This is a genomic window from Mesorhizobium comanense (assembly GCF_005503535.1).
In the GTDB taxonomy this organism is placed as follows: domain Bacteria; phylum Pseudomonadota; class Alphaproteobacteria; order Rhizobiales; family Rhizobiaceae; genus Mesorhizobium; species Mesorhizobium comanense.
The window spans coordinates 35784-60840 of the sequence record NZ_SCNN01000032.1 but is presented as its reverse complement, the minus strand read 5'-3'; the positions used below and the strand labels follow the sequence as shown (position 1 = coordinate 60840).

Annotated in this window: 26 protein-coding genes and 2 pseudogenes; 9 read left to right on the top strand and 19 right to left on the bottom strand. The window is 61.0% G+C overall.

What is annotated here, in order from left to right; genetic code table 11:
* Positions 1 to 238: 238 nt before the first annotated feature.
* Positions 239 to 628, top strand: a complete 390-nt coding sequence (locus tag FFS37_RS32265; protein ID WP_137934977.1) for a hypothetical protein — start codon at positions 239 to 241, stop codon at positions 626 to 628.
* A gap of 136 nt (positions 629 to 764) precedes the next feature.
* Here FFS37_RS32265 and FFS37_RS32260 read toward each other — a convergent pair whose 3' ends face one another.
* The 4 genes from FFS37_RS32260 to FFS37_RS32245 form a co-directional block, all read right to left on the bottom strand.
* Positions 765 to 1367 (bottom strand): DUF1419 domain-containing protein, encoded by a 603-nt coding sequence (locus tag FFS37_RS32260; protein WP_137934976.1) that lies wholly within the window; start codon positions 1365 to 1367, stop codon positions 765 to 767.
* An 84-nt stretch (positions 1368 to 1451) separates the two neighbouring features.
* Positions 1452 to 1844, bottom strand: a complete 393-nt coding sequence (locus FFS37_RS32255) for a hypothetical protein (RefSeq protein ID WP_137934975.1) — start codon at positions 1842 to 1844, stop codon at positions 1452 to 1454.
* 87 nt (positions 1845 to 1931) lie between these two features.
* A complete protein-coding gene (locus FFS37_RS32250; protein WP_137934974.1) occupies positions 1932 to 2408 on the bottom strand; it encodes a hypothetical protein in 477 nt (158 codons plus the stop codon).
* 72 nt (positions 2409 to 2480) lie between these two features.
* Positions 2481 to 4634 carry a ParB/RepB/Spo0J family partition protein gene (locus tag FFS37_RS32245; RefSeq protein ID WP_137934973.1) on the bottom strand — a complete coding sequence of 718 codons (2154 nt, stop codon included), beginning with the start codon at positions 4632 to 4634 and terminating at the stop codon, positions 2481 to 2483.
* 472 nt (positions 4635 to 5106) lie between these two features.
* Between FFS37_RS32245 and FFS37_RS32240 the strand changes: the two genes are divergently transcribed.
* The gene (locus FFS37_RS32240; RefSeq protein ID WP_137934972.1) at positions 5107 to 6402 is read left to right on the top strand and encodes a DUF2130 domain-containing protein; all 1296 of its coding nucleotides are present in this window, start codon (positions 5107 to 5109) and stop codon (positions 6400 to 6402) included.
* A gap of 235 nt (positions 6403 to 6637) precedes the next feature.
* Here the strand turns inward: FFS37_RS32240 and FFS37_RS32235 are convergent, their stop codons facing one another.
* The gene (locus FFS37_RS32235; RefSeq protein WP_137934971.1) at positions 6638 to 7834 is read right to left on the bottom strand and encodes a DUF932 domain-containing protein; all 1197 of its coding nucleotides are present in this window, start codon (positions 7832 to 7834) and stop codon (positions 6638 to 6640) included.
* Between the two features lie 303 nt (positions 7835 to 8137).
* On the opposite strand from FFS37_RS32235, the gene FFS37_RS32230 reads away from it, so the two are divergent.
* Positions 8138 to 9355, top strand: coding sequence for a DUF1173 domain-containing protein (locus FFS37_RS32230; protein WP_137934970.1), 1218 nt, complete (start codon positions 8138 to 8140; stop codon positions 9353 to 9355).
* An 833-nt stretch (positions 9356 to 10188) separates the two neighbouring features.
* Positions 10189 to 10653, top strand: a complete 465-nt coding sequence (locus FFS37_RS32220) for a MucR family transcriptional regulator (protein ID WP_137934969.1) — start codon at positions 10189 to 10191, stop codon at positions 10651 to 10653.
* A 132-nt stretch (positions 10654 to 10785) separates the two neighbouring features.
* On the opposite strand, the pseudogene FFS37_RS32215 reads toward FFS37_RS32220, so the two are convergent.
* The 12 genes and pseudogenes from FFS37_RS32215 to FFS37_RS32160 all read right to left on the bottom strand — a co-directional run bounded on the left by FFS37_RS32215 (position 10786) and on the right by FFS37_RS32160 (position 20352).
* A pseudogene (locus tag FFS37_RS32215) lies at positions 10786 to 10978 on the bottom strand (cold-shock protein).
* A 209-nt stretch (positions 10979 to 11187) separates the two neighbouring features.
* Positions 11188 to 11652: a GGDEF domain-containing protein gene (locus FFS37_RS32210; RefSeq protein ID WP_171026510.1), complete on the bottom strand. Its 465-nt coding sequence runs from the start codon at positions 11650 to 11652 to the stop codon at positions 11188 to 11190.
* Positions 11564 to 12007, bottom strand: coding sequence for a hypothetical protein (locus tag FFS37_RS35905; RefSeq protein ID WP_171026509.1), 444 nt, complete (start codon positions 12005 to 12007; stop codon positions 11564 to 11566). Before FFS37_RS35905 ends, FFS37_RS32210 begins: the two co-directional genes overlap by 89 nt.
* Positions 12008 to 12277: 270 nt before the next feature.
* Entirely contained in the window at positions 12278 to 12547 is a 270-nt protein-coding gene (locus FFS37_RS32205; protein WP_137934967.1) for a hypothetical protein, read from the bottom strand.
* The gene (gene repC / locus FFS37_RS32200; RefSeq protein ID WP_137934966.1) at positions 12544 to 13749 is read right to left on the bottom strand and encodes a plasmid replication protein RepC; all 1206 of its coding nucleotides are present in this window, start codon (positions 13747 to 13749) and stop codon (positions 12544 to 12546) included. Before repC ends, FFS37_RS32205 begins: the two co-directional genes overlap by 4 nt.
* A 154-nt stretch (positions 13750 to 13903) precedes the next feature.
* Positions 13904 to 14932 (bottom strand): plasmid partitioning protein RepB, encoded by a 1029-nt coding sequence (repB, locus tag FFS37_RS32195; RefSeq protein WP_171026508.1) that lies wholly within the window; start codon positions 14930 to 14932, stop codon positions 13904 to 13906.
* Complete coding sequence (gene repA, locus FFS37_RS32190) at positions 14932 to 16128, bottom strand: plasmid partitioning protein RepA (protein ID WP_137934965.1); 1197 nt, start codon at positions 16126 to 16128, stop codon at positions 14932 to 14934. The genes repB and repA overlap by 1 nt, the downstream gene beginning before the upstream one ends.
* Before the next feature lie 743 nt (positions 16129 to 16871).
* Positions 16872 to 17225: a hypothetical protein gene (locus FFS37_RS36300; protein WP_232375855.1), complete on the bottom strand. Its 354-nt coding sequence runs from the start codon at positions 17223 to 17225 to the stop codon at positions 16872 to 16874.
* Between the two features lie 577 nt (positions 17226 to 17802).
* Positions 17803 to 18087 (bottom strand): type II toxin-antitoxin system RelE/ParE family toxin, encoded by a 285-nt coding sequence (locus tag FFS37_RS32180; protein ID WP_137934964.1) that lies wholly within the window; start codon positions 18085 to 18087, stop codon positions 17803 to 17805.
* Positions 18084 to 18362, bottom strand: coding sequence for an antitoxin of toxin-antitoxin stability system (locus FFS37_RS32175; protein WP_137934963.1), 279 nt, complete (start codon positions 18360 to 18362; stop codon positions 18084 to 18086). The genes FFS37_RS32180 and FFS37_RS32175 overlap by 4 nt, the downstream gene beginning before the upstream one ends.
* 476 nt (positions 18363 to 18838) lie before the next feature.
* Positions 18839 to 19048 (bottom strand): hypothetical protein, encoded by a 210-nt coding sequence (locus tag FFS37_RS32165; protein ID WP_137934962.1) that lies wholly within the window; start codon positions 19046 to 19048, stop codon positions 18839 to 18841.
* Between the two features lie 173 nt (positions 19049 to 19221).
* A complete protein-coding gene (locus tag FFS37_RS32160) occupies positions 19222 to 20352 on the bottom strand; it encodes a site-specific integrase (protein ID WP_137934961.1) in 1131 nt (376 codons plus the stop codon).
* A gap of 251 nt (positions 20353 to 20603) precedes the next feature.
* Here FFS37_RS32160 and FFS37_RS32155 point away from each other — a divergent pair, with 251 nt between their 5' ends.
* The 4 genes from FFS37_RS32155 (at position 20604) to scpB (ending at position 23410) form a co-directional block, all read left to right on the top strand.
* Positions 20604 to 20900, top strand: coding sequence for a hypothetical protein (locus tag FFS37_RS32155; RefSeq protein WP_137934960.1), 297 nt, complete (start codon positions 20604 to 20606; stop codon positions 20898 to 20900).
* On the top strand, positions 20890 to 21483 hold the full coding sequence (locus tag FFS37_RS32150) for a type II toxin-antitoxin system VapC family toxin (RefSeq protein WP_137934959.1): 594 nt from the start codon (positions 20890 to 20892) through the stop codon (positions 21481 to 21483). Before FFS37_RS32155 ends, FFS37_RS32150 begins: the two co-directional genes overlap by 11 nt.
* 245 nt (positions 21484 to 21728) lie before the next feature.
* Positions 21729 to 22685: a DUF1403 family protein gene (locus FFS37_RS32145; RefSeq protein ID WP_137934958.1), complete on the top strand. Its 957-nt coding sequence runs from the start codon at positions 21729 to 21731 to the stop codon at positions 22683 to 22685.
* Between the two features lie 2 nt (positions 22686 to 22687).
* The gene (scpB, locus tag FFS37_RS32140; protein WP_137934957.1) at positions 22688 to 23410 is read left to right on the top strand and encodes an SMC-Scp complex subunit ScpB; all 723 of its coding nucleotides are present in this window, start codon (positions 22688 to 22690) and stop codon (positions 23408 to 23410) included.
* 34 nt (positions 23411 to 23444) lie between these two features.
* On the opposite strand, the gene FFS37_RS36530 is transcribed toward scpB, so the two are convergent.
* On the bottom strand, positions 23445 to 23576 hold the full coding sequence (locus tag FFS37_RS36530; RefSeq protein ID WP_269750966.1) for a hypothetical protein: 132 nt from the start codon (positions 23574 to 23576) through the stop codon (positions 23445 to 23447).
* Entirely contained in the window at positions 23534 to 23872 is a 339-nt protein-coding gene (locus tag FFS37_RS32135; protein ID WP_232375860.1) for an RES domain-containing protein, read from the bottom strand. The genes FFS37_RS36530 and FFS37_RS32135 overlap by 43 nt, the downstream gene beginning before the upstream one ends.
* Positions 23873 to 24123: 251 nt before the next feature.
* On the opposite strand from FFS37_RS32135, the pseudogene FFS37_RS32130 reads away from it, so the two are divergent.
* A pseudogene (locus FFS37_RS32130) lies at positions 24124 to 25032 on the top strand (IS110 family RNA-guided transposase); the annotation flags it as partial.
* Between the last annotated feature and the right edge of the window lie 25 nt (positions 25033 to 25057).

Sequence of the window (25057 nt, the reverse complement as noted above, 5' to 3'; positions counted from 1 at the left end):
AATGCGCACGGGTGATTTCAGTCCAGGCCATCGTGATCTCCATCGAATCTCGCAAATCCGACGGAATCACAACCTGCTGAAATCACTCAACTCTTTTTGGAACGGACACTAAGCCAGACGACGATACAGGGCTGTCGAACGAACCCAAAGCCACGACAACCGGGCGCTGTGAGCAGACAACTGTGCACAAACTGGGGCGTCGATTGCAATTACCGCTGCGTTGCAAGCAGTTTCTCGTATGGCGACGGATGAGTTGGATGCGCTGGTTTTCAGGATGGCGCTCGACAGCGTCCACGCCCTTCCCTTAAGCTTCGGTGACAAAGCGGCCGAAATAGCCGCCAGGAGCCGCGGCATCCTGCTTTTCGACGTCAGGATCGAGGGTGACGCGGAGGTCCAGCGCGTCGCGGCCATTCAATATTCAAGCGATCAAATGGGTATACTGGCATTGGACAAGCAGGGTTCTGGAATCCGCCATTGCGTGATCAATGGCGGGTTCTCAAGCTTCATCGCTCCGCTAGAAAATTGGACCAGATTGCCATTGTCGACGCAGGCCACAATCGACATCACAGGCCACGTCAGCCTCTTTATCGGCGCCCTGCGAAACGCGGGTTACCTGCTACGCGGCTAGATTTCACCACGACGGATTTTCTTGCGCGACCGATGCGAGATCACCCTGTCGGGATGCTTAGCGCCAGAGTCTCAAGCAGAGCCTCATACGCGCTCCACTTAGTCCCCGCCGTGGGTCCTTCCTTGTACTTTCCCTCCTATGATTTACATGGCGATCGGGGCACGGGCAGAAGCTTGCCGATCTCTTCGTCGGAGAGATCTTCCAGCAGCTTGAGGACTGTCCCCTGCGCGCCAGCATTGATCAGGATGGTTCGCTTGCCGTGATGCTCACGCGGCCAGGCGTCCGGATTTGCCTCGCCGGCGATGCCCTTGAAGTCGGAATGGGTGGCGGACCAGATCGCCTCCAGCTTTTCCTCGCGCGTCATGCTGCCGACGGCGCCCGTCTCGTGGGCGATGATCGCCGCGCGCATGGCGTCCGGACTGCGTTTGTCGGAGAGGTCGCAGAAGCCGTGGAACCATCGTTCGCGGCCACGGATCCTGATGGCGTAAAAGACGCTGGTCACGTAGCCAGCCTTGTATTCGGACATGCCGAACATGCCGGTTCGCTGGAACAGCGGCGGCAGGAGCGCGAGCATGAAGTGGTATTGCTCGGCGGCAATCTCGAAATACTCGCCGGCGTAGGGCGTGCCGGAAATTGGATCTATACCCGGGGTGTCTTTGTGCCGGTTGAAGAGCCGGAACATCTGCTCGCGCGTTGCGACGCCGTCGAACACCTTTCGGAACGGGGGATGGGTGGACATGGCTGCTCTCCGGAAATAGGCGGTCGCCCGCCACAGCAGCGCTGCAGCGGGTGACTGTCGGCGGGTGACGGATCGATGGGCAGTTCAGGCGGCGCGGCGATCCGCGGAAGGCGCGGAATCGTGTCCGACGCCCGTAATGGCGTGGACCGCTGCGGCGAGCGCCGGGATGTCGTCGAGCATGCCGAGCGCGACGAAGTGGTTGGCCCCGCCAGTATAGTCCTTGCGGCCCTTGCAGGTGCGGATCAGAATACCGTGCCCCGACGACAGCCCGAACTGGCCGACCTGGATATAGGCGCGGTCATGATGCAGGGTGATTTCACCGGATACGGCGATGCCCGCCCTGTTCGAGCGCAGGTCAAAGCTACCCGGCGGCAAGGCAAGTTCGGCGACAAGCTCTTTCAGCCGTGAGCGCGCCCTCGTATGAAAACGTCTCTTCTGCTGCTCGTTGTAGGAGCAGCTTGTGTTCCAGTCGAACATGTCGGGTCTCCATGAAACGGAACATGCCCGGCGATCGCTTGCGCGACCGCCGGGCATGTCGTGGGTTGGTTTAATGCGATGAGGAAGTCAGGCAACCGCGCGGCCTTCGATGACGTCGGCGCCGACCTCATCGGCGGAGACCTCCTCGAGATAAGCCCGGCTGTACGGATTGTTGGCGATCCAGCGTTCGGCGGCCTCGCGATCCCTGGCGAGATGCAGGAGTTCCGGGCTTTCGCCGATGTCCTGCAGGACGCGGACCATTCCGATCGCGGGACGCTCGACGACCTCGAAACGCAGATCGCTCTCGACGGACCAAGTGCGTCGGACAGAGACAACGACGGTGCCCCCTTGGCCGAAATCGCCTTCATGCAAGGTGAAACAGGGTGGCGAGCTATAGGTCGCGCGCGTTCGCGGCGGCTCCTTCTTGACCAGTCGGCCGGTGCCGTTGCGGCTCTCCCAGGCGGACAGCTTCTTTCTGAAGCGGGCCGGCGGCCTCGCTGTGCCGTCAGAATAGCGGAGAACGCTTCCCAGAGAGGCGCAATCGTAAATTGTATGTGCGGACATGCGTTTTTCTCCTTGTCGGAAAACAAAAGGGGCCGGCGGAGATGCCGGGCCCAGAGGTGAGCAGGAGGCCGATTACTCGGCGGCCTGGAGGTGGTCGGGTTCCTCCCCGGCGACGGTCGCCGGTTCATCGGAGGGCGTGCCGGTATCGTCGGCGAGGAAGGCCGGAAGCTCGGCGGCATCGCCGTCGAGTAACGCCTCATCCGTCATTTCGTCGGTGACGGCGTCGGCGGCTTCAGCAACCGCGTCGTCGACATCGAGGCGCAGCGGCTCAGGCAGCCAGCTCGATCCTTCGAGAAGGCGGGCGGCCTCCCGTGCCATCAAGTCCTTCTTCATGTGATCGATCAGCTGCGCGGAATCCTCGCCGCGTGCCTCGCGAACCGCCTGAACAATCCGGGCCTTGGTGACACGGCCGAGATAGTTCTCCACCGTGGGCGACCAGCCGGCCTCGACCATGTCGAAGCTGAGCGCGGCGGCCAGTGCGTCGGCATGGGCAAGGGCGCCTGACCGCCTGTTCCACGGCTCGATGACGGCGTTGAGCGAGAGCGACGCGCAGTGTGCGAACAGCGCCTTGCGACTCGCTTCGTCGAGACCGAGCAGGAACTCCCAGAGATTGCTGCTCTCCGGCATATCCCTGTCCCAGGCCTCGTGACGCTCGGCGATCTCCTTTGCCCAAGGGGTCTCGGCGAGACCCTGGACCTGGCCAAAACTGTTGCTCACCATGTTGATCTCGAGGCAGCTGTCCTTGGCGAACCGGTAGAACACCTGCAGCACGAGCGAGTGGAGAACCGTGACGAAGGCAATGTCGACGTCACTTGCGAGCGCGTTGCGCAGCGCAAGCGTCTTCTGCGCGGTAAGATCGAAGACGAGGCGATCGGGCAGCGGCTTGATCCCTTCATCCTCGGGCTCTTCGGCCGTGTCGGATGCGCCGTTCACGGACCGGCCGTTGACGACGACCTGGTTGGCACTGTCATCGTCGGACTGCGACGGGTCGCGATCCCCGCCCTCGGCTTCTTCATCGTCATCGCCCGTCTCGACCCGTGGTTCGTCCTCGGGGCGGACAAAGCCGGCTTCGATCTGCAGCTGGCCGTTGGCCCCGAGCGCCACAAACGCTCCGGCGATGGCCTTTTGCGCCGGGTCATAGACCTGGGGGCGATCGCTGAACGCGTCGAGTTCGGCGCCGAGCTGATCGAGCGTGTCCTCGATCTCCTGGTCGGCGTCCTCCATCTCGGCATATTTGGCATCGAGCGCATCATACTCGGCCTTCACCGCGTCATAGCGGGCGATCTCCTCGGTGCTCAATTCCGCCGGCTCGGCATAAACGCGCCGCATGCCGGAGGTGTGGCCGTACGGGAAGCTGATCGCCGCCTCGACCCACTTCCAGCCGTCGGCGCGAACGGTCTCGGCATCTCCCTTCAGTCTGTCGAAGACCAGCTGTTCGAGGAGAGCTGCATCCTGGAACCAGCCACCGGAATCCTGCTCAAACAGGTCGCGCAGTATGACGCCGCCGGCGGCCTCATAGGCCTCGGCGCCGACATAGACCGCCCGGCGATCGTCGGCACGCACCGTCGTCTCCGTCAGGAGGCGCCTGATGTAGTAGGGCTCCTGCATATGCTGGTTGTTATTGATGCGCGCCCAGACCTGCTCCTGGCGGGCATGGTCGTCCGAAATCGAGAACGCCATGATCTGCTCAAGCCGGATTTCATCCTTCTCATAGAGATCGAGCAGCCTGGGGGAGACCGAGGCGAGCCGCAGGCGCTGCTTCACCGTCGCTGACGAAACAAAGAAGCGCGCGGCGATTTCTTCATGATCGAGTCCCTGGTCGCTCAGTGTCTTGAACGCCCGGAACTGGTCGAGAGGATGAAGATCCTCGCGGTGGAAGTTCTCGGCCAGAGAGTCCTCTTCCGCCGATGTCGCCGTACTGCGATTGACGATGCACGGGATCGGCTCGTTCTTTGCCAGCCGCTTCTGCTTGATGAGCATGCCGAGCGCGAGATAGCGGCGGCCACCGGCGGGCACTTCGAACGTGCCGGTCTCCTCGCCACCTTCGTCGAGCACGGGACGGACGTTCAGGCTTTGGAGCAGCATGCGCCGTCCGATGTCTTCGGCGAGCTGCTCGATGGAAACGCCGTCCTTTACCCTCCGAACATTCTTCTGCGACAACACGAGCTTGTCGTAAGGAATGTTTTCCGATGGGTTCATAGCGATCTTCTGAATGGCCTTTGCCATGGTCAGGTTCTCCACGACGGGCGGCCCGGGGCCTCTCCCCGCACCTCCAAGCCCGTCAGAAACCTCCCCTCCCCCCTTTGCCTCTGACGCTGGCGCCAGCGCCGGCAATCGTGTCATGCGCGCCGTGGACAGCGAGCGGATCTATAATTCGGCTTGCAGATTTCGGTACTTCCGAGCCTGCCCGAGTGCCTTCAGCCTATCGGCTTAATCCATGAGCTGGTGGATCAGCGTCTGTCGGCCGAGGCTGACGGGGTGGCCAGGGGTGTGGCGGCTGGCTCCGAATAAACCTGAGTTCCCCGCCTCGGCGGAGGCGCGCTTTGCTTTCCAGCAATCTGCAATAATGCAGCGAAGCTTCGCCGGCCCTTGCGCGGGGGATAACTACGTAGGTTCGCTCTTTGTTCTTTTTCAAAAGCGGCTCCTAAGATATAGTCTGGCGCCTCCATCATCCAGCTTCCTAAGGGAGTCACCGCGAATGACAGTCCAGCCCAGGACTCTCAACGAACCGACAATCAGCTGTCCAAGCTGCAAGGCTGACATAAAGCTGAACGAGTCGCTTGCCGCTCCGCTGATTGCCGCTACGCGCGAGGACTACGAGCGGCGTCTGGCGCAAAGCAACGCCTCCATCGCGGCCCGGGAGGAAGAGCTTCAACGCAAACAAGCCGCAATTGATGCCGCCCAGGCGGACATCGACAACCAGGTGGCCGCAAAAATCAAGCTCGAGCGTGTGGCTATCGCGGCCGAGGAAGCTCGCAAAGCCAGGCTGCTGCTCTCGGTCGATCTTGAAGACCGGGACAAGAAGCTTGCCGAGATCGAGGCGACCCTCAAGGCGCGGGACGAGAAACTCGCCGAGGCTCAACAGCAACAGGCGGAATTCCTGAAACAGCAACGTGCGCTCGATGATGAGAAGCGCGAGATGGCGCTGACCATCGAAAGAAAGATCCAGGAAGGGCTGGACGCCGTTCGCATCAAGGCGAGGTCCGAAGCCGAAGATGGCCTCAAAATGAAGGTTGCGGAGAAAGAGGAACAGATTGCCGGCATGCAGCGTCAGATCGAGGAGCTGAAGCGTCGTGCCGAACAGGGCTCCCAGCAGTTGCAGGGCGAGGTCCTCGAGCTCGAGCTGGAATCCCTCATTGCCAGCCGTTTCCCGATGGACATCATCGAACCGGTCGCCAAGGGCGAGTTCGGCGGAGACGTCTTGCACCGCGTGGTCGGACCGGCCAGCCAGCCCTGCGGCGCCATTTTGTGGGAGTCGAAACGCACGAAGAACTGGAGCCAGGGCTGGCTGGGTAAGCTCAGAGGCGATCAACGAGCCGCGAGAGCGGATATTGCGCTGATGGTCTCGGAAGCGTTGCCTCCCGGTGTGGAAACTTTCGATCTTTTGGACGGAGTCTATGTCGCCCACCCCAAATGTGCGATCCCGATCGCCATTTTGCTCCGGCAATCCCTGATCGAGCTGGCCAACTCGCGCCTCGCCCAGGACGGCCAGGCCACCAAAATGGAGCAGGTCTACGGCTATCTGACCGGTCCGCGGTTCCGACATCGCGTCGAGGCGATCGTGGAAAAATTCTCGGATATGCAGGAGGACCTCGCCAAGGAACGCAAGGCCACAACACGTCTGTGGGCCAAGCGCGAGGCGCAGATCCAAGGGGTAATCGAGTCGACCGTCGGCATGTATGGTGACCTGCAGGGCATCGCCGGAAAAGTGATGCAGGAAATTGAGGGGCTTGATGTGCCAGCAATCGGAGTGTCTCAACCCGCTACCGAATAAGTGAACCGATCGGCAGGGTCCCCTGGGAGAGTTTTCGGACCGGAATGCCGAATAAGGACTGGCGAAGGAGAGCACATCCGTCGTCTCTCTGGTGTAACAGTTGAGAGCGGGGACAGGCCGACGGCCTGCCTTCCCTTTTTCTGACCACCACGTGCGAAGACGCCGGCCTTGTGCTCGAGGACGACGCCGGGGAAACAACCGGAGATCGCCGCAGCGAGGCTGGCATCGGGATGCTTCAGGCAGCCAAATCGAAGAGCTTCTTGGCCTTGCCTTCCATCTCCAGGCGGACATCCTGGTGCGATTTGTCACGCGCGACCCGCGTGATGCCCTGCACAAAATCGAAGATCGACTCCGGCGGCCTGCCTTGTTCGGCCAACACAGCATCGATGATCTTCGTGGTTTCAACCTTCGAGAAGGCGCGCTTGCGCAGAAAGCTCTCGCGGTCTTCGTCATCGCGGGCGACGATCCGCTCCCGCGCGGCCTTAATGCCGTTGACGAACGGCATTGGCGAGGATTCGGCGAACTGGATCAGCGCCGGTTCCGCCTCGGCGGCGAAGCGGGAAGCTGCATATTTGGAATGCCGGATGGTAATCTCCTCAAAATTTTCCACGCCCCAAAGATTCCGATTCTGGCAAACCGCACGAAGATAGAAGCTGGCGATTCCCAGTGTCCTGGCGCCCACTTCCGAATTCCAGCAGTAGAAGCCGCGAAAGAAGAGATCTGGATCGCCGTTTGGCAGCTTTCCGGCCTCGATCGGGTTGAGGTCGTCAACCAGAAAGACAAAGACGTCGCGGTCGGATGCATAGAGCGTCGTCGTGTTCTTGGAGATGTCGACATTGGGGTTGTAGATTCCCGTCGACCAGTCGAGTACGCCCGGCACCTTCCACCGCGTGTCGCCGGTGCCATTGCCGGCAATCTTCTGCACGGCCTCGACCAGCTCGTGGTCGAAAATCCGGCCGTAGTCGGGACCGGTCACCGCCCGCAGCTCGACGCGGCCGTTCTGGATTTCAAGCGTTTTTACCTGCTCTGTCCGCCGCGAGGTCAGCCCGTACTGGAGATTGATGGCGGCAAGCGGGGCCGGGAGTTGGCGCAGATAAGCAGCTGGTGCCCCGACAAGGCTGGCAAGCTGGCCAAAGCTCCAATGGGTGGGCACAACCGGTGCCTCGGCATCTGGCAGCATGAGCATGAGACGTTCGGCGTCGTCGCGGCTGGCTTCGACGCGGATGCGTTCGCTTTCGACAACGCGCATACGGCTGCGCTGCGACCGTGCCCTCACCGAGTTCCGCAGGTCGGTGAGCGACAGGTAGCGCTCGTCGGCCGGTCGGTTGAACCACTCCGACGAAACGCGGCCGACGCGCTGGCCTCGGCTCACGTCCACCTTGTAGCCTGCACGCGCGTTGCGCGTCGGTGCCTGAATTTCCATCTGTGTCATGGGTTTGCTCCGCGGCGGACGCCAGGAGTCTCTCTCCCGGACCTTCGTCCGCCCACCGAAAGCCCCGCCTGCCCTCTTCCTCTGCTGGCCGCACCGTCGCCTATCGAAGTGCCCGCCGGCGTGGCAGCGCCAAAACGCACGCCCAAGGTGAAGACCAGCCGCACGCCGGATGTTCAGCCAAGCGCAGCCCCTCTCGGAGAGAGATCCGGCGATCATGCCGTGACGAACATGCCCGTTGCTTCGATGGCAAAACCATGACTCAATGGGCGTGGGGATGCGGCGGCGTCCGGAGCAACGGAGGCAATGCGACGTTTCAGACTTGCTGACCAGGTGATCGAGGAGGCGGCGCTTGATCTACAGGCTGCGCTTGCGGATGCATATCGTAGAAAGCTGCGACCGCTTTGCTTGTGCAAAGAGCCCGGCCCGGCGATGTATATTGCGCAGGTTGGCGACCAATACATGGTCAAGCGGATGCCGCTGTCGGGTGGCAGCCATGATCCTTCCTGTTCCTCTTACGAGCCGCCCGACGAACTGTCCGGCCTTGGCGTGCTGATGGGCAGCGCTATCCAGGTCGATTCCGAGAGCGGCATGGCCACGCTGAAGCTGGACTTTCGCTTGTCGAAGGTCGGCACGCGATCTGTGCCGGCAGTTGGCGCCGCAGGTTCGGACAGCGTAGTCGGGGACACCAAGAAACTCTCCCTGCGAGGCCTGCTCCATTATCTCTGGCACGAAGCGGAGCTGACGGTCTGGACGTCGCGATGGGCTGGCAAACAGCATTGGTGGAATATCCGTTGGCACCTCGTCGAGGCCGCTGGCCAGATGACGGTCAAGGGCGGAGTGCTGAGCGAAACTCTGTTCGTGCCCGAGCCGTTCCGGTCAGCCGATAAAATCGCGATCGAGCAAAGGCGCGGTCAGGCGCTTGCACCTGCGCTGCCCCCGAAGAGCGGCCCCAGAAAGCTGATGATCCTGGTCGGCGAGGTCAAGGAATTCAGCCCGGCTCGGAGCGGCCACAAGCTGATCGTCAAGCATATGCCGGGCTTCGTGTTCTTGTTGGACGAAAGCCTTCATCGTCGGTTTCAAACCCGTTTTGAAACCGAGATGGCACTCTGGGGCGCGGATGAGGCATCGCATTTGATCGCAATTGCCACCTTCGGGTTGACCCCGGCGGGGCTGGCGGTGATCGAGGAAATGGCCGTCATGGTCGTGGCGGAGAATTGGGTGCCTTACGAGTCCGCCTATGAAAAGAAGCTGGTCGACGCCCTTGCCAGGACAAGGGAGCGAAGCATGAAAGGACTGCGCTACAATCTACCGGTGGACAAGCCAACCGCGACGGCCATATTGCAGACACAGCCGCGGCCGGTGGGCCTTTATATCGTGCCCCCCTCCTCCGACGGTGCGTACCAGGAAACGCTGAGCGAACTGATCGCATCGCGACCAGAGTTCGATTCCTGGATCTGGCGGACGGCCGATAGTGAGATGCCGACTTTGCCTGGTCGGCAAGACGGTAGGCCCCTCACATGAAGTAGGCGCCGTTCGCTGACGCTATTTACTCGCACGCCGGCGAGAATTTTCAGCTACCCTGTCTTAATCATCCAATTCGCTCGCCTGAGCGGATCTTCCCAGCAAATGATGCGTCCGCCCTGGATCACAGAGCGGCTCGCAGTGCAGCACGTGCGGGCGACCCCTTCCAGTTCGCAAGTTGGGCCCGGTCACGCCATGTTGATAGCCGCTGATGCAGCCGCTTCATCGCTTCTGGCGCGCAAGAAAAAGGCCGGGCTTGCAGCACCCGGCCAAGCAAGAGGTCAAAAACCTCCAGAGGGGAACGCGTCGGACGCAATGGGAGGAGAACGCTCGACGCACGCTGGCATATAGGTCAGCAAGGATGACATCTCAATGAGATGCCAGTAGACCACGAGGCCCCCGGCAGCCCTGCAGGCGACAGCGCTCGGTCAGCCGCAACCCGTGTTTGAGTTCATTCTCGGACCAAGCTCCGGCGGAAGCCCGATCAACTCGCAACAAAGACAAACAGTCATCCGGAGAAGACGCCAGGAATAGACCGGCTTCGTTGGCCCCACATCACTGGCGAACGACGGATGCCCAGGCTCCAATCACCTGGCCGTGTTTTTATGGTGCGCGTAATTTCCTCACGTTGTTTTCGGAATTACAAAGGCTCAAGACGGCACGGCTGCACATCGGTTCCGGCGCATAGCAGCCGAACGAGCACCGGGGCCGACGCGTATCAGCATTAGCTTATGCCGATACTTATGCTGCCGAGACATTTATTGCTTTCAGCGACCGCCATCAATATGTAGCAGGACTTCGCCCGCTGTCTTTCAAACCACCCGGAGAGTTTCATGACAGAAGAAGCCGATCACAATCTCGACAGCCTCATCGAGCTTACCGCCGATGTCGTCTCAGCCTATGTCTCGAATAATCCAATCCCGGTGGGCGATCTCCCCGCCCTGATCGGCCAAGTACACTCGGCTTTGAAAAGCACCGCCGGAGGCGTCTCCGTAGCAGAGCCGGAGGCTCTTAAGCCTGCGGTCCCGATCAGGAAGTCGGTGATGGCGGACTACATCATCTGCCTTGAAGACGGGAAGAAATTCAAATCGCTAAAGCGCCATCTTTCAACCCACTATGGCCTGACCCCGGACGAATATCGCGCCAAATGGGGCTTGCCGGCGGATTATCCGATGGTCGCGCCAAATTACGCCGCTGCGCGCTCGGCGTTGGCCAAGAGCATGGGTCTCGGCCGCAAACCGAAAGAGTCGGCAACGCCGGCGCCGGCGAAGCGGACCCGCAAGAAGGTCGCAGCCTAGCTCTATCTCTGGAGGGTCTTTCTGGAGCGCGCAGCTCCTTATCGGCATGATCTGCGCAGAATAGGAAAAGGCGGAGACCAATCCCCGCCTTACCTCGCGTTCATTCACTGCTGCCGGGACGCAGGTGAAAATTCAGCCAGCTTTGCTGAGGTTGCCGGCAGAGGACTTGCCTGTACGGCGGTCCTGTTCGATCTCATAGTTGATCTTCTGGCCGTCATTCAGCGTCGAGAGGCATGTGGACGAAAACATCCTGACCGCCATTGTCGGGCTGGATAAATCCAAATCCCTTGGTGCTGTTGAACCACTTCACGGTTCCGGTCGCCATATCTGTGCATTCCTCCGTGACAACTGCGACGTGGACTTGGCCGTCAAGCCAGTCCGGTTCATTTCGAGACTGGGAGTTAAACGCAGCAGAAGCGAAAATTGCAAGACCCCATTCGATCGGCCGGTGGTGTGGGTCGCGCATGACGAGTGTGCTCTCTACGGCGGCGCAAACGCCTGCCGGGTGCATTTTCCACCTGCCCACGCGGTCGGCTACGGTGTCACGATCCGCAACTTGGCGGCTTCATAGTCGAACGAAACGCGGTTCCGCCCACGTTGTTTCGCTTCAAAAAGGCAGCGTCCGGCAGTGCGCAGGACATCCTGAGTGTCTGCATCGCGAGCCATCTCTGCGCCTCCGATGCTGACAGTCACTTTCACGCCGTCTTGTTGCCCTTTGACCCGCGGAAGGCCTTCAATAAGCCGACGGATGTTCTCCGCAATCGTACCTGCCTGCTCTTTGCGCACGCCGCGTAACAAGACGCCGAACTCTTCCCCGCCAAGCCGTCCAACCGAGTCGCCTGGGCGCGTTGTATAGACGAGCGCTTTTGCAATCCGGACCAGAACCTCGTCCCCCTTGGAGTGTCCGTGCCTATCGTTGATGGAAGAGAAGTGATCCGGATCGACCAGAAGAAGTGTGTCGCATTCCCCTTCGTCGCGGCTTCTGTCCATCCGTGCCATGAATCCACTCACCCGCATGGTGGAGCTGGCAAAGATCTGTGGCGCGGCTAAGGAGTCCTGTCATCGGATCATGGCTGGTTACGAAGCTGAGCCTGTCATGCGCCTCCGTCAGGGCTGCATGTGACTTCTCCAACTTGTTACAAGTATCCTGGATCGTTTCCGACTGGGTGAAGATGTAGGCACTGACCGGCATTCCGATCAGAATGGGAATGAAGGTACATTCCACCCAACTCAGCCAGTCGATCGGCATCTGCAGCGCAAGTCTTGCCGTAAACGACAAACCGAAGGTCGCGACGACCGCAATTGTCGTCACGACCAGTGATTTACCCACAATGCGCTTGGTGCGCGGCGTCATATCGTTTCTTTAGACACGGGCGCTGAATAGGCCGTCACCACGTTGATTAAAATTATCTCTAAGTGCAAGGAAGCGGAACTGATCCCCTCGTCGCAGGTTGGGCTACCCAGCAAACCCTTGCCAATTGAGCGGCGAATTTTAGCGGCGGTTAAAATTCGAGCTTTTCGAATTGGCCGGCGTTGGTTTTCAGATGCTACCCGCGCCGCATGGACGGTGACGACTGAATATGCGTGGACTAGGGTGGATCAAAAGCATACGGCTGGCTCAAGCTCAGCTGATGCGACATCGAATTGCCAGCACTCGGAAGGCTGAGTTCGTATAACAGGCCGAAGCACTCGCATCCATGCCGGGCGGCAGCTGGAACGAGTAGCGCGGATCATCGTATGATTGGGAACAGGCCCCACGGAAACCGCCCTCCCCTTGTGCCTTGTCCGTCAGACCGCGGCAGAAAGCCAGCCAGACGCTTGCCAGCCAGCGAACCGACTCGCATTCGCTTTGAGCTGGCGCAAAGCGACAAGCTGCGGGATTGGCGATCGTCATCCCGTCATCCTCGCCGTCGCCCCGTTCGCCTTGAGCGCCGCCATCAGCATCGGCCCGACTGAGAACTGCCCTGCCGTTGCCTTTTCGGTCAGTACCCGCAGATAGCCGCCGGCCGAGTTGATGTGCTGCGCCCTTTGCAGGATGCAGGCAATCACGATCGCCGCGATCTCCTGGCCCATCACATGGCAAGCCTCCTCATACGCTGACGGCGAAACGCCCAGATATCCCCGCACTTGGGCGGCGGTAATCATGAGATCGCGCCAATTGCCGATCCCGTCGACGGCATAATCCGCAATTTCGGGGCAGGCCTTCAGCACCATCCCCAGCGGGTATGTTTTCGGCGCCTCTGCGGTCCTCGTCCTGGGCTCGGCCGTCGACCCGCTTTTCTCTAAAGCAGGTTCAAATTCAAAAATAGATTCGGTATTTGAATCAGATTGCTGCCGCTCGTTTTGTGAGTCATTGCCGCTCGGATTCGTGGATTTCATATGAGTTTCCAGCAGCTTATCAACTTCGTCATGTAATGCGGCCATATCCGCCACGATCGGTTCGAGCTCGGCAATGCAGGCTCGGCGCGGAATTGCCTCCACAATGCCGCGGAAACGCTTCCACAGGTCACCCCAGTCGCCCGGAACATCTTCGTCGACGGCCGCCTCGATCAGCTTGTGGATGTCACGGCGGTGCAAGGTGATCCGCTCGCGCATAAGCCTGAGCGCCCTGTTATCGGCGCGGACACGCTCGGCGGCTGCCTCGAACTCGTAAGCCCGGGCCAGCAGCGGCGCCAGGGAGAAGCCAAATGCTTCCTCGATCTCCCCTCCTCTGCCCTTGCGGGCGTAACGCTTGCCGTTCGGGCTATCCCGACGGATGATCAGCCCGCAGTCAACAAGAGCCCCCAGGTGCCGCCTGACTGTGGCATCGGGCATTCCGTGCGCCCTGAGCGACAGCTGTGCGTTCGAGGGAAAGACGATGAGGTCGTTCTCCTCACTCAACTCACTGTCAGGATAGAAAGATAGCAGCGCATTCAGGACGGCCAGCGCACGATCGCCGATGCCGACGATGCTCTTGCCCTCGCAGAGGTTGCGGTAGATCTGCCATTTGTCGACGACCCTGCCCTTGGGGATCTCACGTGACTCGTTTTGCGCTGCCAACATGGCAAGCGACATCGGCCGCCGCCCAAATGGCGTCGTTGCAATACCCGTCTCCATTTTCTTTCACCCTCTATCAGGCAAAAGAAATCTGCTCGCCAAAACGACGCCAATGACTCTTGACAGTGATTCGCGAAAATGTGATTCTCAGCTTGCTAAGGATGAGAAGGGCTTCCGCGACGGTGACGTTCGGGGGCCTTTTTCTTTTGCGGTTTCAGTCTCCCGTTGCTTCCTTGGTGGACATCCGGAAGGCCACATAGAGGTCGTCCAGTTGTCCGGTGATGAACTCAGCGAAACGCGACCCGTCCGCGGCCTCAAGGGTGACGATGGCCTTTTTCGCGGACTTCTTCAGGGTAACGCTAACTAATCTATCCGTCGGCGCCCAGGATTTGATCGGCTCTTTGCGAGCGGGTGCCGGAATCTTGCCTGAGGGTTGTCCCGCCAGATGTCGGGCCAGCATTTCCAATCGGTCATCGCTTGTAGCTGCTTTGAATTCGGGGGATGCCATCAGTTCCTTAACGGCAACGCCCCCCTCCCTGACTTTCTTAGCAAGATCGTACCAACGGTCTCGGCCGCTGTTTTTGGCGGCTCCGATAGCGTTGATGATTTCAGGCGGGATGTCCTTGGTGACAGAAATCATTTTCGAGACAACGGTTTTGTCGACAGACAACGCTGCCATGATGATTTCGCGATCGTAGCCGTTGCGCTCCAGGTTGCCAGCAAAGACGGCCTTCTCAATGAACGAGAGATCGGCTCGCGCGCTGTTTTCCTGCCCTTGGGCGACCACATGGTCCCTATCGTCCAGTTCCTTGACGACCGCCTTCACCGGTCTCCCGAGCGCCTTAGCAGCCCGCGCCCGTCGGTGGCCGAATACAGTCATGTAACGGCCGATCACGCCGGGATGTGGACGCACTAGGATTGGACTATCCTGCCCCCTGCGCCGGATGGCTTCCACCAGCTCCTCGAAGGCCTCCTTATCATCACCTATGCGATCTGAAACGAACGAGATGTCGATCTTATCAGGATCGAGTTCGATGACTGTAGCGCCTTCAAGGAGCCGGGATTCAATGTCTTTTGCCGCATGGGCTTTCTCGGCTAGCTCGTCGATCGACCTCGTTATGGCTCCGAAAGCACCGCGGCTGCGGTTTCGCTCCATTGCTGGGGAGAGATCACTCGCCGGATCTGAGTTGACCGCAGTCAACTTTCGTTCTGTGAATGAGGTCAGCAGGTTCTTCCTGGACATCAGCGCCCCCAAGCCTTGTGGATCAACTCTGCTATTTCCGAATTGACGCGATGCACCGATTCTATCGCGCGGTCATACGTTGACCGAGTGAACTGGGAGCGTTCGACCTCGTAGAGCGTCTGCTTCGTTATCCCTGCGTCCGAGATCGCGGTACTTTTCAGCATCTCGTTGACGAGCACATGCTGCTTGAACAGCGATCGCATAAAGGCGACCATCTGGCTCTGGGGGCCGTCAGTAGGCTCGTAGCGGGTAACAAGGTAGCGAAGCCAGTCGAGCCGCATGTTGGCTCCTGCCCTCTTCAGAGTGCCCATGACCTCGCCCATCATCAGCAAGAACTGGCACATCGACATAACATCCAGCATCTGTGGATGCACGGTGATCAGGATGCCGGTAGACGAAGAGAGCGCTGTCAGTGTCAAATAACCAAGCTGAGGTGGGCAATCGATGATGACTACGTCGTAGTGGTGTGCAACGTCCCCCAAGGCCTCATCGAGACGTCCGAAAAAGATGCGGCCCATGGAGCCGTCCTTTTGAGCCAGGGCGAGGGGAGTATCGTATTCGAATTCCTGCAGCTCGAGATTCGCGGGCACGATATCGAGGCTCGGGAAATTAGTCTTCTTCACTAGCGCCGACAGCGGTTTTCTTTCGTCGTCATAGCGTAGGGCTTCGTAGAGGGATTCGTTGTGGTCGATCTCCGGCTGGAAGCCGTGCAGGGCGGAAAGCGAGGCCTGCGGATCAAGGTCGATAGCTAGAACTCGGTGCCCCGTCAGTGCCAAATGCTGTGCCAAGTGGGCTGCCGTCGTCGTTTTTGCGGAGCCGCCCTTGAAATTGACGACCGCAATTATCTGCAAGTGTTCCGTGCCTCGACGGTGCGGAACATACTTCGCCGCTGCCCGGCTGTTTCTATCCAAATACTGGCGCATCTCCAGTAGCTGCACGGCCGTGTATGAACGGCGGCCGGATGGTGTTACCATCGGCTGCGGCCCCTTGCCTTCGAGAGACAAATTCTTCAGATACCCGCTGGTTACGTTGAGATATTGCGCAGCCTCCGACAACTGGAACGGTCGCAAGGTTTTCTGTGCATTCGGCGGGAACATTTCGAGCCGATGTTCGTGAAGCATTGCGGAGAGGTCTTTGGCCTGCTGGGTGATTAGCAGATCGACCTCTGTAATCTCTTCCCGGATTATCACATTCATCGAAATTTTCCGCACATGCGTTTTGAAAGCCGACACGGCCTATTAACCGCATCTAGCCCTGATTCTTTCGATCCGGCAACAAATTTAATCTTAACGAAAGGTTAACAGAGATGTCGTCCGTCCGCAGTTGACTGCAGTCAACTTGGCTGCCGGACCCGACTCACGTGAAACCCACCCACCTTGCCATCACATGACGTGGATTTCGGCCTGCAATATCGTCGTCGCTAAGGATCTCGGCCCGAAAATCGCCCCGGTCGAACGGCAACACAGCAACGAGCCGCACACACAGGTTTCGGTCGACAACGGCCTTCGGCAAATGTGTATCCGTCGGCGCTTAGAACAGATAGCGCCGGTCGGCCCAAGCGAGCAACCCAGTGACGTCTCGATCGCGCAAACGGACGCGTCCTTGGCGAAGGCTTTCAGCGATCGCACCGCCGACGTCCGGATCGACCCAGTGCCCGGCGCATCATCAGGAAGAACCATGCGACCGGCAGCAATCTCGGAGTTGATCGCCTCGGTCCGGCACCAAAGCGCCTTCTTCCAACAGCAGCTTCTCGCCAGGCATTTTGAGCGGCCGCGGGATAAAACCGACCTGGCACCGGCCGCGATGCTCCAAATCGTGGATGTCGAAAGCCCAATGATGATGAATTTGTTCGACAGATGCACTCGATCGTTCCCAGTCCGCAAAAAAACTGGTTTTCGCGCCGTACGAATCGAACCAGTCGGGACCCAGGAATGGTGCGTCACGTGCGCTGTCCGGCCCGAACTCGCGGTTGACGGTTCTCGAGCTCTGTTCGTCGCGCCATCCGCTGTTCTGCTTCGATGCGGGTCCGGCACGCCAGAAAGCTCTTCATATGGACTATGCCGCCAGCCGTGCGGTCGCGCAGGTAGACGGGTCCGGCAAGCACGAGTGCATCGGTGACAAGTTCGCGCCGCACCCAGGACGGGTCGAACAGATCGTCGGCGCTGTAGGGACTGCAGTCGGGATCGACGATCGATCCAGCCAGGTATTCGACGTCGCGGCCGAGCGAGATCTGTATGAAGTCGGCGACCACCGAGGCCGGCGGAGCGAAGGCAAGACGCTCGTTCCGCGCCATTCGGCGAATTTTTGTTCCCCGATCGGCGCCAGTTCCAGAAGGCGGTGAGGTTGCCGCCGAGTGCGGTCAACTCGCGCTTGGCCCAGACGCGAGGTCGCCGACGCGGGTACCGTCGACGATCTAGACTGTGCGTGTGTCGTCGCGCCAGTAAAAATTGTCGACCGCGGCGGCGCTGAACGAGGATCCGGAAGATTTGCGTCGGGACACGGCCTAGTTCCATGTCGGCTGAGCCCGGATGGAGGCCGGCGAGCACCGCCCCGACGGTGGCAGAACCAGGCAGGCGGACCGGCTCTATTGTCATTCCGGCGCTCCTCACATGCAGGAGGTCCACTAAGCAGGGCGAGCGAATCCATTAAACCACGTCGAGGAAGGCCGCCCAGCGATCCAAGGCACCGTATTTTCGCGGACCTGCGCGGCGAGATCAATCACCGTCGATAAGCGAGATAGTGATACACGCTGTGGCCCTAGTTTCCGATTTCAATTGAAGCGGTAAGCTGAAATTCCACGCCAAATTTCGGTCCAAACGGCGGCATTCACGGAAGAGGCGCGAATTCGTGTCTTTGACTTTAGCCCTGCCTTACTCTTTCGTCGGCGGCCACCGGCGCGCTGTATGCACCAGGGCCAGCACCCACAAGGTTTCGCCTTCGACTTCGTAAACCAGGCGGTAGCTCTCATGTGGAATCAGCTCGCGCGTGCCGGGGATTCTTCCCGTGCGGCCGAGCTTGGGGAAATCGACCAGTCTCGCCGCCGCGTCGCTGAAAAGCTGGTCCATCCGAGCAGCAGCCGCCGCGTTGTCGGCCGCAATGTAGTCCCAAATGTCGGCTCGGTCCTGTTCGGCCTCTGGCGTCCAAACGACCCTCACGCCTGGCTTGCCGTCTTCGCACGCCGGGCGGCGAAGTCAGCCTCGATCTCGTCATTCGTCCGGCCTCGGCCGCCCCGCATCGAGGACCGCGCGACCTCGACCTTGCGGCGGAGGAACTCGTTATACTCCCGTTCTTCACGCCGGCGCTCGATGTAGTCACGCATCAGCTCTCGGACCACCTGCGACGCCGGCCGATGGTCGGCTTCGGTTTCGGCCATGAAGGCGTCGCGCAGCTCCGGTTCGAGCTTCATCGTGAAAACCGCTTCTTTCGGCATGCTCGGCCTCCTGCGGGTTAGATACTCATGAAGTATATACGTTGTCATCATCAACCGGCAAGCAGGCAAATGGCCGCCCTCACGTGGGGTAGAGGCTTGTTCAAAGCCCGACGGTTTGGTGAAGTGGTCCGGAATCGATCGCGCCGCCGCTGATATTTTCGGGTCTGCCTCTGCCGTAGCGTTCCTCTCACAGAGGAGGCGAGCCGGGCGCGCAGCGAGTGTCCTGAGAATAGCAACGTAAGCTCACCTTCGGAAGATCGGAACGGACGTCGGCGGCAAGCACGATTGCCTGACCAAGCGAGCGACATGCTCGACGTCGAAGGCCTTGTTGTGAAGATGCGCCGGAAAGAGCGGGTCTCTCGCAATGCCGCCGAGGCCGCGTAGTCCGAAATCATGATGGGGGGATGGATTTGGGAGCCGGCGCACCGGCACTCGTTTTCCGGTGGCGCAGCCAGTCGTGTCGGCCAAGCGGTGGCTCATTCGTCGCCTGCGAGGCCATCGAACGCCTCGATCAGCGCATCGACGATCGCCTGGCCGAGCGCCTGTGCTGTCACCGCGATTTGGGCTTCGTTTCCGTTGCGGGCCGCGGTGGCGAGTTCCGAACCCTGATCCGTTAGGATCGCATTGGACCTATCGATCGCCCATTGCGCAAAATCGTTACGGCTGTCGATGATCCTGGTTTCCATGGATACGCTCTCCTGCGTTTACGATTTGTTGGCCAATTCGGGCTAAGGTCAGAGTGCGCGATGGGTATTGCGTTCGCGCCAACACTCCTCGAGGCTTGCAGCGTCGACCCTTGACCGAAAGCACTCGTTTTTCGATTCAAACGGGGGCAGGGGAGGGGCTTTTTCCCGATCTCCTACAGCCCGGACGCCTTGGTCAGGTTGACGCGAAAACGGTCACGCCGTCGCTGGTACTTGCGGGTCATCTCCGCGGCGACGTGGCCAAGCTGCTTTTGCACATAGCGTTCATCAACCTCGGCGGAGGAAGCGAGGCCTGCGCGCAGTGAATGTCCGGAAAACTTCTGTCCCCGCTCGCTCTCGGAGAGATCGCCGCGTAGGCCGGCGGCCAAGGCCGTGCGCTTGACCAACCGGGCCACCTCCTGATCGTTGAGCCGATCGACGCCTACCGTTTTGCCCTGACCAGTGACACGGCGGAACAAAGGGCCATGCGCGATGCGGGCAAACTTCAGCCAGGCCTGCAGGGCGACGACCGGGCAGGTGGGGTCGGACGAGCCGCGGCCGATCTCGACCTCGCGCCAGCCGGTCTTGCCGCGCAATATCACCAGCACCCCTTTGTATGGGAAAAACTCGATCCAGCCGCGGCCATCCTCGGTTTGATCGCGGCCAAGATCGAGGCCGACGATTTCGGAGCGGCGCAAGCCGCCTGCGAAGCCCAAAAGCAGCATGGCGCGGTCACGCAGGCCACGCAGCGTGCCGCGGTCGAGCGTCTCCAGCATGGCAACAAGATCGTCGCGCAGCACGGCCTCCTTCTGACGGGGCGGGGCGGCGTGCGTGTTGCGGATGCCGGCGAGCACGGTGGCGATATGACGGTCCTTCCGGTCAAGCGATTGGCCGCGCTGCGTGTAGTTCCAGGTCAGGGATGACAGGCGGCGCTCGATCGTCGCCACCGCCTTTTTGTCCCTTCCAGTGCCCGAAGCCTGCGCGGTGATATAGAGGCCGACGGTCTGCGGGTCCGGCCGCGATGGATCAAAAGACTGGCGCCGGCACCAGGCGCAAAAATGCTTCCAGTCGGCTGCGTAGGCGCGACGGGTGTTCGCCGAACTTGCTGCCTCGACATAATCGCGCGCACGGTCGGCGAGCTTTTCGAGATGCGTAGGCAACGATGTCTGTCGCGGGTCAAGGAGCGGCGGGGGAGGGGAGGGGCCTTCATCCGGCCGCCCCATCTCCAGGACGACGTCGACAATGTCCGGCAGGTCATCGGCGTCGATTGCGTCGGTGGACACCATCAAATTACGGGCTTTGCCCATCCAGCCTCGTCCATTCTAATGTCGCAGCAATGCGATTCTTGCGAGCGAAGGTGCGGCCAAAGTCCGGAATTGTCCACCGCGAGCTGTGTGACGGAATGGCTGCGGGAATTGCCTCCGCTCCGGTCCTGGTATCGCATCAGCGGGAGCGCAACGGGCCTTTCCGATCCAGGGATGGCCTCTCAAGGGGTGGTCTCTCCTTGTTTTCATGTTCAACATCCTTTATATTCCGTTCAACAGATGGAGATCCCAAGATGACCATACGTGGCGCAGCGACAGCCGCAAGCGAGGAGCGGATCGCCCACACCCGCAACCGTCTGGTGCTTGAGCAGGCGAGGGCGGTCGGCCTGCTTGGCCCGGCCAAGAACACACGCCTTTCCGGCAGGGTGCCGGCGGAATTGATCGAGGCGGCAAAGAAGCGCGCCCATGTGACCTCCGACACCGAACTGCTTGAGCTCGCCTTGTCGCGGCTGGCCCTCGAGGACGATTTTGGCGCCCGGCTCGTCGGCCGCAAGGGCAGCATCTCCGCGGACATTGATCTTGGCATTTGATCTAGGCGGCGCACTGCGGTCCCTAAAACCACAGCGGCGCGGCGCGGGGCTGGAACGGCGACCAGATTCCGCCCTGTCCTGGGCAGGCGACCAGCCGCCTGTCGGCGGTGCATTGCTCCTCGACACCAGCGTCTATCTGGATGTCCTGCAGGGACGCACGCCCGAAGCGGTCGATAACCTTCTGACCTATCGGCTCTGTCACCACTCGGCCGTCTGCCTTGCCGAGCTCAGCCACGTGTTCGGCCGGCTCGACCCGGCGCACCCGACGACGAAGTCGATCCTGGGAGCCGTTGCGGATACGATCGAGGATATTCCGGCGCACCGGCTGCATGCGCCCGACGCCACCGCTTGGGGACGCGCCGGCATGCTGGCCGGCCTGTTGTTCCGGCTGAGCCATCTGCCAAAAGGGGAGGGGCATGAACGCCGCTTCCTCAACGATGCGCTGATCTTTCACCAGGCCGGTCTGGTCGGGGCGACGGTCCTGACGGGCAATGTTGGGGATTTCGATTATCTCAGCCAGCTTGTTCCATCGGTGCGGGTGATCTTCTACCGGGCAGCGCCAGGTTTGCGCCCGCAGGCTTAAAAGCGTCGGTGGGATGCACCAGCGCTATCGTAGCCGTTCCGGGAAAGACCGTCGCGCTGTGGGATGGTCCGGAAGGTCGCTGGGCGTGAATTTTGGGCTTCTTCTCGACGAAAACGGCCATTTGTCCTTCTAGCGCAGAAACGAACGATAATGCAACATTATCGTTCGTTTTAAGTGCGCGACAGGCAGTGCGTTTTGAACCGGACAGATGGCATTAAGCGCACCATCGATTTATCATCCGTTTCATGATTCGCGCCGATCCATTGCCCGCTTCCTCACCGCCGCTACCGCTTATGCCGGCCTGGGCCTTGCCGGGCGGGCCCGTCGAACACGCAACCGATGCCGCCTTCTTTGCCGGCGCCGCGCTGACTTCGCTCGATATTTTGGTCCGCTCCGAACCGGCCTGGGCCGGCGCCTGGCGCCAGCGGCTGGCCCTGAAATGCGCCGTCGCGGCCGTGCGCCTCGCAGGCCGCTCCGAGGATGAGGCGGCGCTGCGCGATGCCTGGTATCTGCGTCCTGCCGACGGTGACCCCGGACCCGCCGGCAGCATTCTGGCAGCGTGGCGGCAGCTGGCATCGCGGCCGCCGGCGATCGACGTCGCAAGGCTGGCTGAAGTGGTCGATCAGCTCGGGCTGCGCTGGGATGACGGTTTTGCCGATCTCCCGGGTGCGATTGACGATGTGGTCCGCGCCGGCCGGCCGGCGCCGTTTACAGCCGCGGCAGCCGCCAGCCGTGTTGTTGCCCTGTCGCCGGGAGCGGAATTGCTGGCGTGGTGGTGCGCCGATCTGGTTCTGGCGCAAAAGCTGCGCTGGCCGCGACCCGTCCCGCTGCTGATGGCCCAGGCTTTTGCTCTGGCCTTCCGAACCGGTGACGGTCGCGCCAAGCGGATTCGGCCGGGGGAGCAAAGAGAATTTGAAAGGGCGGCGTGCCTGGCGCTGGCCCAGGGCGCGGACGACGCCTTGCGGCTGGCCGCCGAACTGTCGCGGCGCGCCGAGCGGCTTGCTGCGGTGATGCCAAAGTTGCGCGCCAAGGGGGCGGGGGAGGTGATCAAAAAACTGCTCAATGACGATGCCATATCCGGCTCGCTGACCACCAAAACCCTGTCTCGCTTTGCGGCGCGACGCCTGTTCGAGCGGCTGCAACAATTGGATGCCGTGCGCGAGCTTTCCGGCCGCACCACTTTTCGGCTGTTCGGACTCTAGCGATGAGCGAAGCGTCTGCCCGCCGCAAGCCGAACGGACAGCCTGTGTTGCTCGACACGGAACTGGACCACCTGCCGCCGGAGCTGCGCTGGCGCGAATGGATGGGCCGTGTCGAAGCGGTGGTCTTTGCGGCCAGCGAACCGGTACCGCGCGAGGTGCTGGCGCGCGTCGTCGGCAAAAACTGCAATCTCGAGCTGATCATCGACGACATCCGCGCCGAGCTCGCCGGCCGCCCCTACGAGCTGGTCGCAGTAGCCAGCGGCTGGCAGCACCGGACCAAGAAAATTTTTGGCGACGCCATCCGCGCCGCCTTCGGCACGGCAGCGGGCGAGGGGGCAAAAGAACTGTCGCAGGCGGAGGCGCTGGTTTTGATGTGCATTGCCTATTTCCAGCCAATCACGCGCGGTGAGCTGTCGACGTTCTTCGGCAAGGAGGTTTCTCGCGACTTGATCGCCACGCTCCGTGGCCAGGACTTCATCGCTTCTGGCCCGCGCAGCCCGCAGCCCGGTGCGCCCTATACCTATGTGACGACCAAAGCCTTCATGTCGCATTTCGGTCTCGACACGCTACGTGACCTGCCCGACTTCGAGGCGCTCGAGGATGCCGGCCTGCTGTCGAAGGAGAAGCTGCTGGCCGGCGATATTCCGGTTGGGCTGGCGCGCGGGGAAGGGGACGGCGAAGAGGAAGAAGAAAGGGTCGATGTCGTTGGAGACGAGACGGCCTAAATGGATTGCCGCGTTGCGACGCTCCGGCCGAGGTTTACGGCCAGGACGACTGTTCGTGCGGCAGCCGGCGATCGGGATCATGGACCGCGACGTGATCGCCTTCGACAAGGTTGGCTGAAAAGATCACCAGGTTGGTGCCGCCGGCGTGGCGCAGCGACGGAAACACATACCGCGGAGCCCGGCCGTGATGATCACGTCGCGAGCTTCATGATGGCGGGACTTTCTTGTCAATGCGGGCGATCTGGCGCCAGGCACAGCCCCTGCTCTCCCGGCACTATCCCAGGCATTCGGGTCGAACCCCTGCGAAAGATCGGCGATCTCGGAAAGCGTGATCTTGTAGGCGGCAAGGGTGGCGGGCGGTGTGATGCTGGCGCCCTGCTTGTATTCCTCCAACGCTGTCTGAGGCGCGCGGGATAGATAAAGCGCTTCGACGCCGGGCCGATTGAAACGACCAGCATCAATCGCCGCGCCTGCACCGCTGGTGGGCAGGAAAGCCCATTTGGGAGTCAGTAGCGATGGAAGGTTTCGTCAGGACCGATGCAGGTGACCTTCACGCGCACGCTCCGTTCTCGAGATCCCGGATGCGGCCAGCGATAGGTGGCGCGCGCATACCGCGTTGTTTTCAGAAGTGGACAAGGAAATGAAGATCGAAAACGGCACCTCAGGATCGGAATGACTAAGGTCGTACCCCACGCCGGGGCTGACAAGTCCCGTTTTTGGCCCGACAGCCGACTTGTGTGGTCGCCATGGAGGCCTGCGCGAGCGCCCACGAATGGGGCCGGGCCATACAGGAGCTGGGCCACGAGGTGAGGCTCATTCCGCCCAACTACGTCAAGCCATATGTAAAGCGCCAGAAAAACGACACCGCTGATGCCGAGGCCATAGCTGAAGCAGGATCACGACCGACGATGAGGTTCGTGGCGGTGAAGACGGAAGAGCAGCAAGCGAGGTCGATGGTGTTCCGAACGCGCGATTTGCTGGTGCGCCAGCGCACGCAGCTGATCAACGCATTGCGCGGGCATCTTGCCGAACACGGTGTCATCGCACCGCAAGGTCCGGCTCATCTGAAGACTTTGGCTGCCGTGATGGGTGCGGCCGAGCCAACGATGCCCCAACTGGTCCTCGACGTTGGTCGCGTGTACTTGGAGCAGGTCGACCGGTTGAGCTGCGAGATTGCAGAGCTTGAGAAGATCCTTCGCAGCGAAGCTCAGTGTGGGGAGGATACACGCCGCCTTCAGACCATGCCGGGAATTGGCCCGATCACGGCCATGGCGGTGGAAGCGTTCGCGCCCCCAATGGCGACCTTCAAGCGCGGTCGCGACTTCGCCGCCTGGCTGGGGCTGGTGCCGGTTCAACATTCGACAGGCGGAAAGCAGCGGCTCGGCCGCACGTCGAAAATGGGCCAGCGGGACATCCGACGGCTGCTGATCATCGGCGCCATGGCCGTCATACAGTGGGCCTCCCGCCGCGGCGCCCGACCCGGCTCATGGCTCGCCCGAATGCTGGATCGCAAACCGCTGATGCTGGTTGCCATGGCATTGGCCAACAAGATGGCTCGCTCGGTGTGGGCAATGTTGACGAAGAAAGAGGATTACCAGGATCTTGGCAGCGCAGTAGCCTGAGCATCTGAGCATTTACTCGGCGACT

Excerpts from the sequence above, each read along its gene's own strand:
- repA (WP_137934965.1), bottom strand. The coding sequence starts at position 16,128 with ATGAATGTGATAATCCGGGAAGAGATTACAGAGGTCGATCTGCTAATC.
- FFS37_RS32235 (WP_137934971.1), bottom strand. The coding sequence starts at position 7,834 with ATGACACAGATGGAAATTCAGGCACCGACGCGCAACGCGCGTGCAGGC.
- repB (WP_171026508.1), bottom strand. The coding sequence starts at position 14,932 with ATGTCCAGGAAGAACCTGCTGACCTCATTCACAGAACGAAAGTTGACT.
- FFS37_RS32230 (WP_137934970.1), top strand. The coding sequence starts at position 8,138 with ATGCGACGTTTCAGACTTGCTGACCAGGTGATCGAGGAGGCGGCGCTT.
- FFS37_RS32175 (WP_137934963.1), bottom strand. The coding sequence starts at position 18,362 with ATGCCGAAAGAAGCGGTTTTCACGATGAAGCTCGAACCGGAGCTGCGC.
- FFS37_RS32155 (WP_137934960.1), top strand. The coding sequence starts at position 20,604 with ATGACCATACGTGGCGCAGCGACAGCCGCAAGCGAGGAGCGGATCGCC.
- FFS37_RS32255 (WP_137934975.1), bottom strand. The coding sequence starts at position 1,844 with ATGTTCGACTGGAACACAAGCTGCTCCTACAACGAGCAGCAGAAGAGA.
- repC (WP_137934966.1), bottom strand. The coding sequence starts at position 13,749 with ATGGAGACGGGTATTGCAACGACGCCATTTGGGCGGCGGCCGATGTCG.
- FFS37_RS32260 (WP_137934976.1), bottom strand. The coding sequence starts at position 1,367 with ATGTCCACCCATCCCCCGTTCCGAAAGGTGTTCGACGGCGTCGCAACG.
- FFS37_RS32210 (WP_171026510.1), bottom strand. The coding sequence starts at position 11,652 with ATGGCACGGATGGACAGAAGCCGCGACGAAGGGGAATGCGACACACTT.
- FFS37_RS32240 (WP_137934972.1), top strand. The coding sequence starts at position 5,107 with ATGACAGTCCAGCCCAGGACTCTCAACGAACCGACAATCAGCTGTCCA.
- FFS37_RS32220 (WP_137934969.1), top strand. The coding sequence starts at position 10,189 with ATGACAGAAGAAGCCGATCACAATCTCGACAGCCTCATCGAGCTTACC.
- FFS37_RS35905 (WP_171026509.1), bottom strand. The coding sequence starts at position 12,007 with ATGACGCCGCGCACCAAGCGCATTGTGGGTAAATCACTGGTCGTGACG.
- FFS37_RS36300 (WP_232375855.1), bottom strand. The coding sequence starts at position 17,225 with ATGGCGCGGAACGAGCGTCTTGCCTTCGCTCCGCCGGCCTCGGTGGTC.
- FFS37_RS32250 (WP_137934974.1), bottom strand. The coding sequence starts at position 2,408 with ATGTCCGCACATACAATTTACGATTGCGCCTCTCTGGGAAGCGTTCTC.
- FFS37_RS32145 (WP_137934958.1), top strand. The coding sequence starts at position 21,729 with ATGATTCGCGCCGATCCATTGCCCGCTTCCTCACCGCCGCTACCGCTT.
- FFS37_RS32265 (WP_137934977.1), top strand. The coding sequence starts at position 239 with ATGGCGACGGATGAGTTGGATGCGCTGGTTTTCAGGATGGCGCTCGAC.
- FFS37_RS32205 (WP_137934967.1), bottom strand. The coding sequence starts at position 12,547 with ATGACGATCGCCAATCCCGCAGCTTGTCGCTTTGCGCCAGCTCAAAGC.
- scpB (WP_137934957.1), top strand. The coding sequence starts at position 22,688 with ATGAGCGAAGCGTCTGCCCGCCGCAAGCCGAACGGACAGCCTGTGTTG.
- FFS37_RS32160 (WP_137934961.1), bottom strand. The coding sequence starts at position 20,352 with ATGGGCAAAGCCCGTAATTTGATGGTGTCCACCGACGCAATCGACGCC.
- FFS37_RS32245 (WP_137934973.1), bottom strand. The coding sequence starts at position 4,634 with ATGGCAAAGGCCATTCAGAAGATCGCTATGAACCCATCGGAAAACATT.
- FFS37_RS32165 (WP_137934962.1), bottom strand. The coding sequence starts at position 19,048 with ATGGAAACCAGGATCATCGACAGCCGTAACGATTTTGCGCAATGGGCG.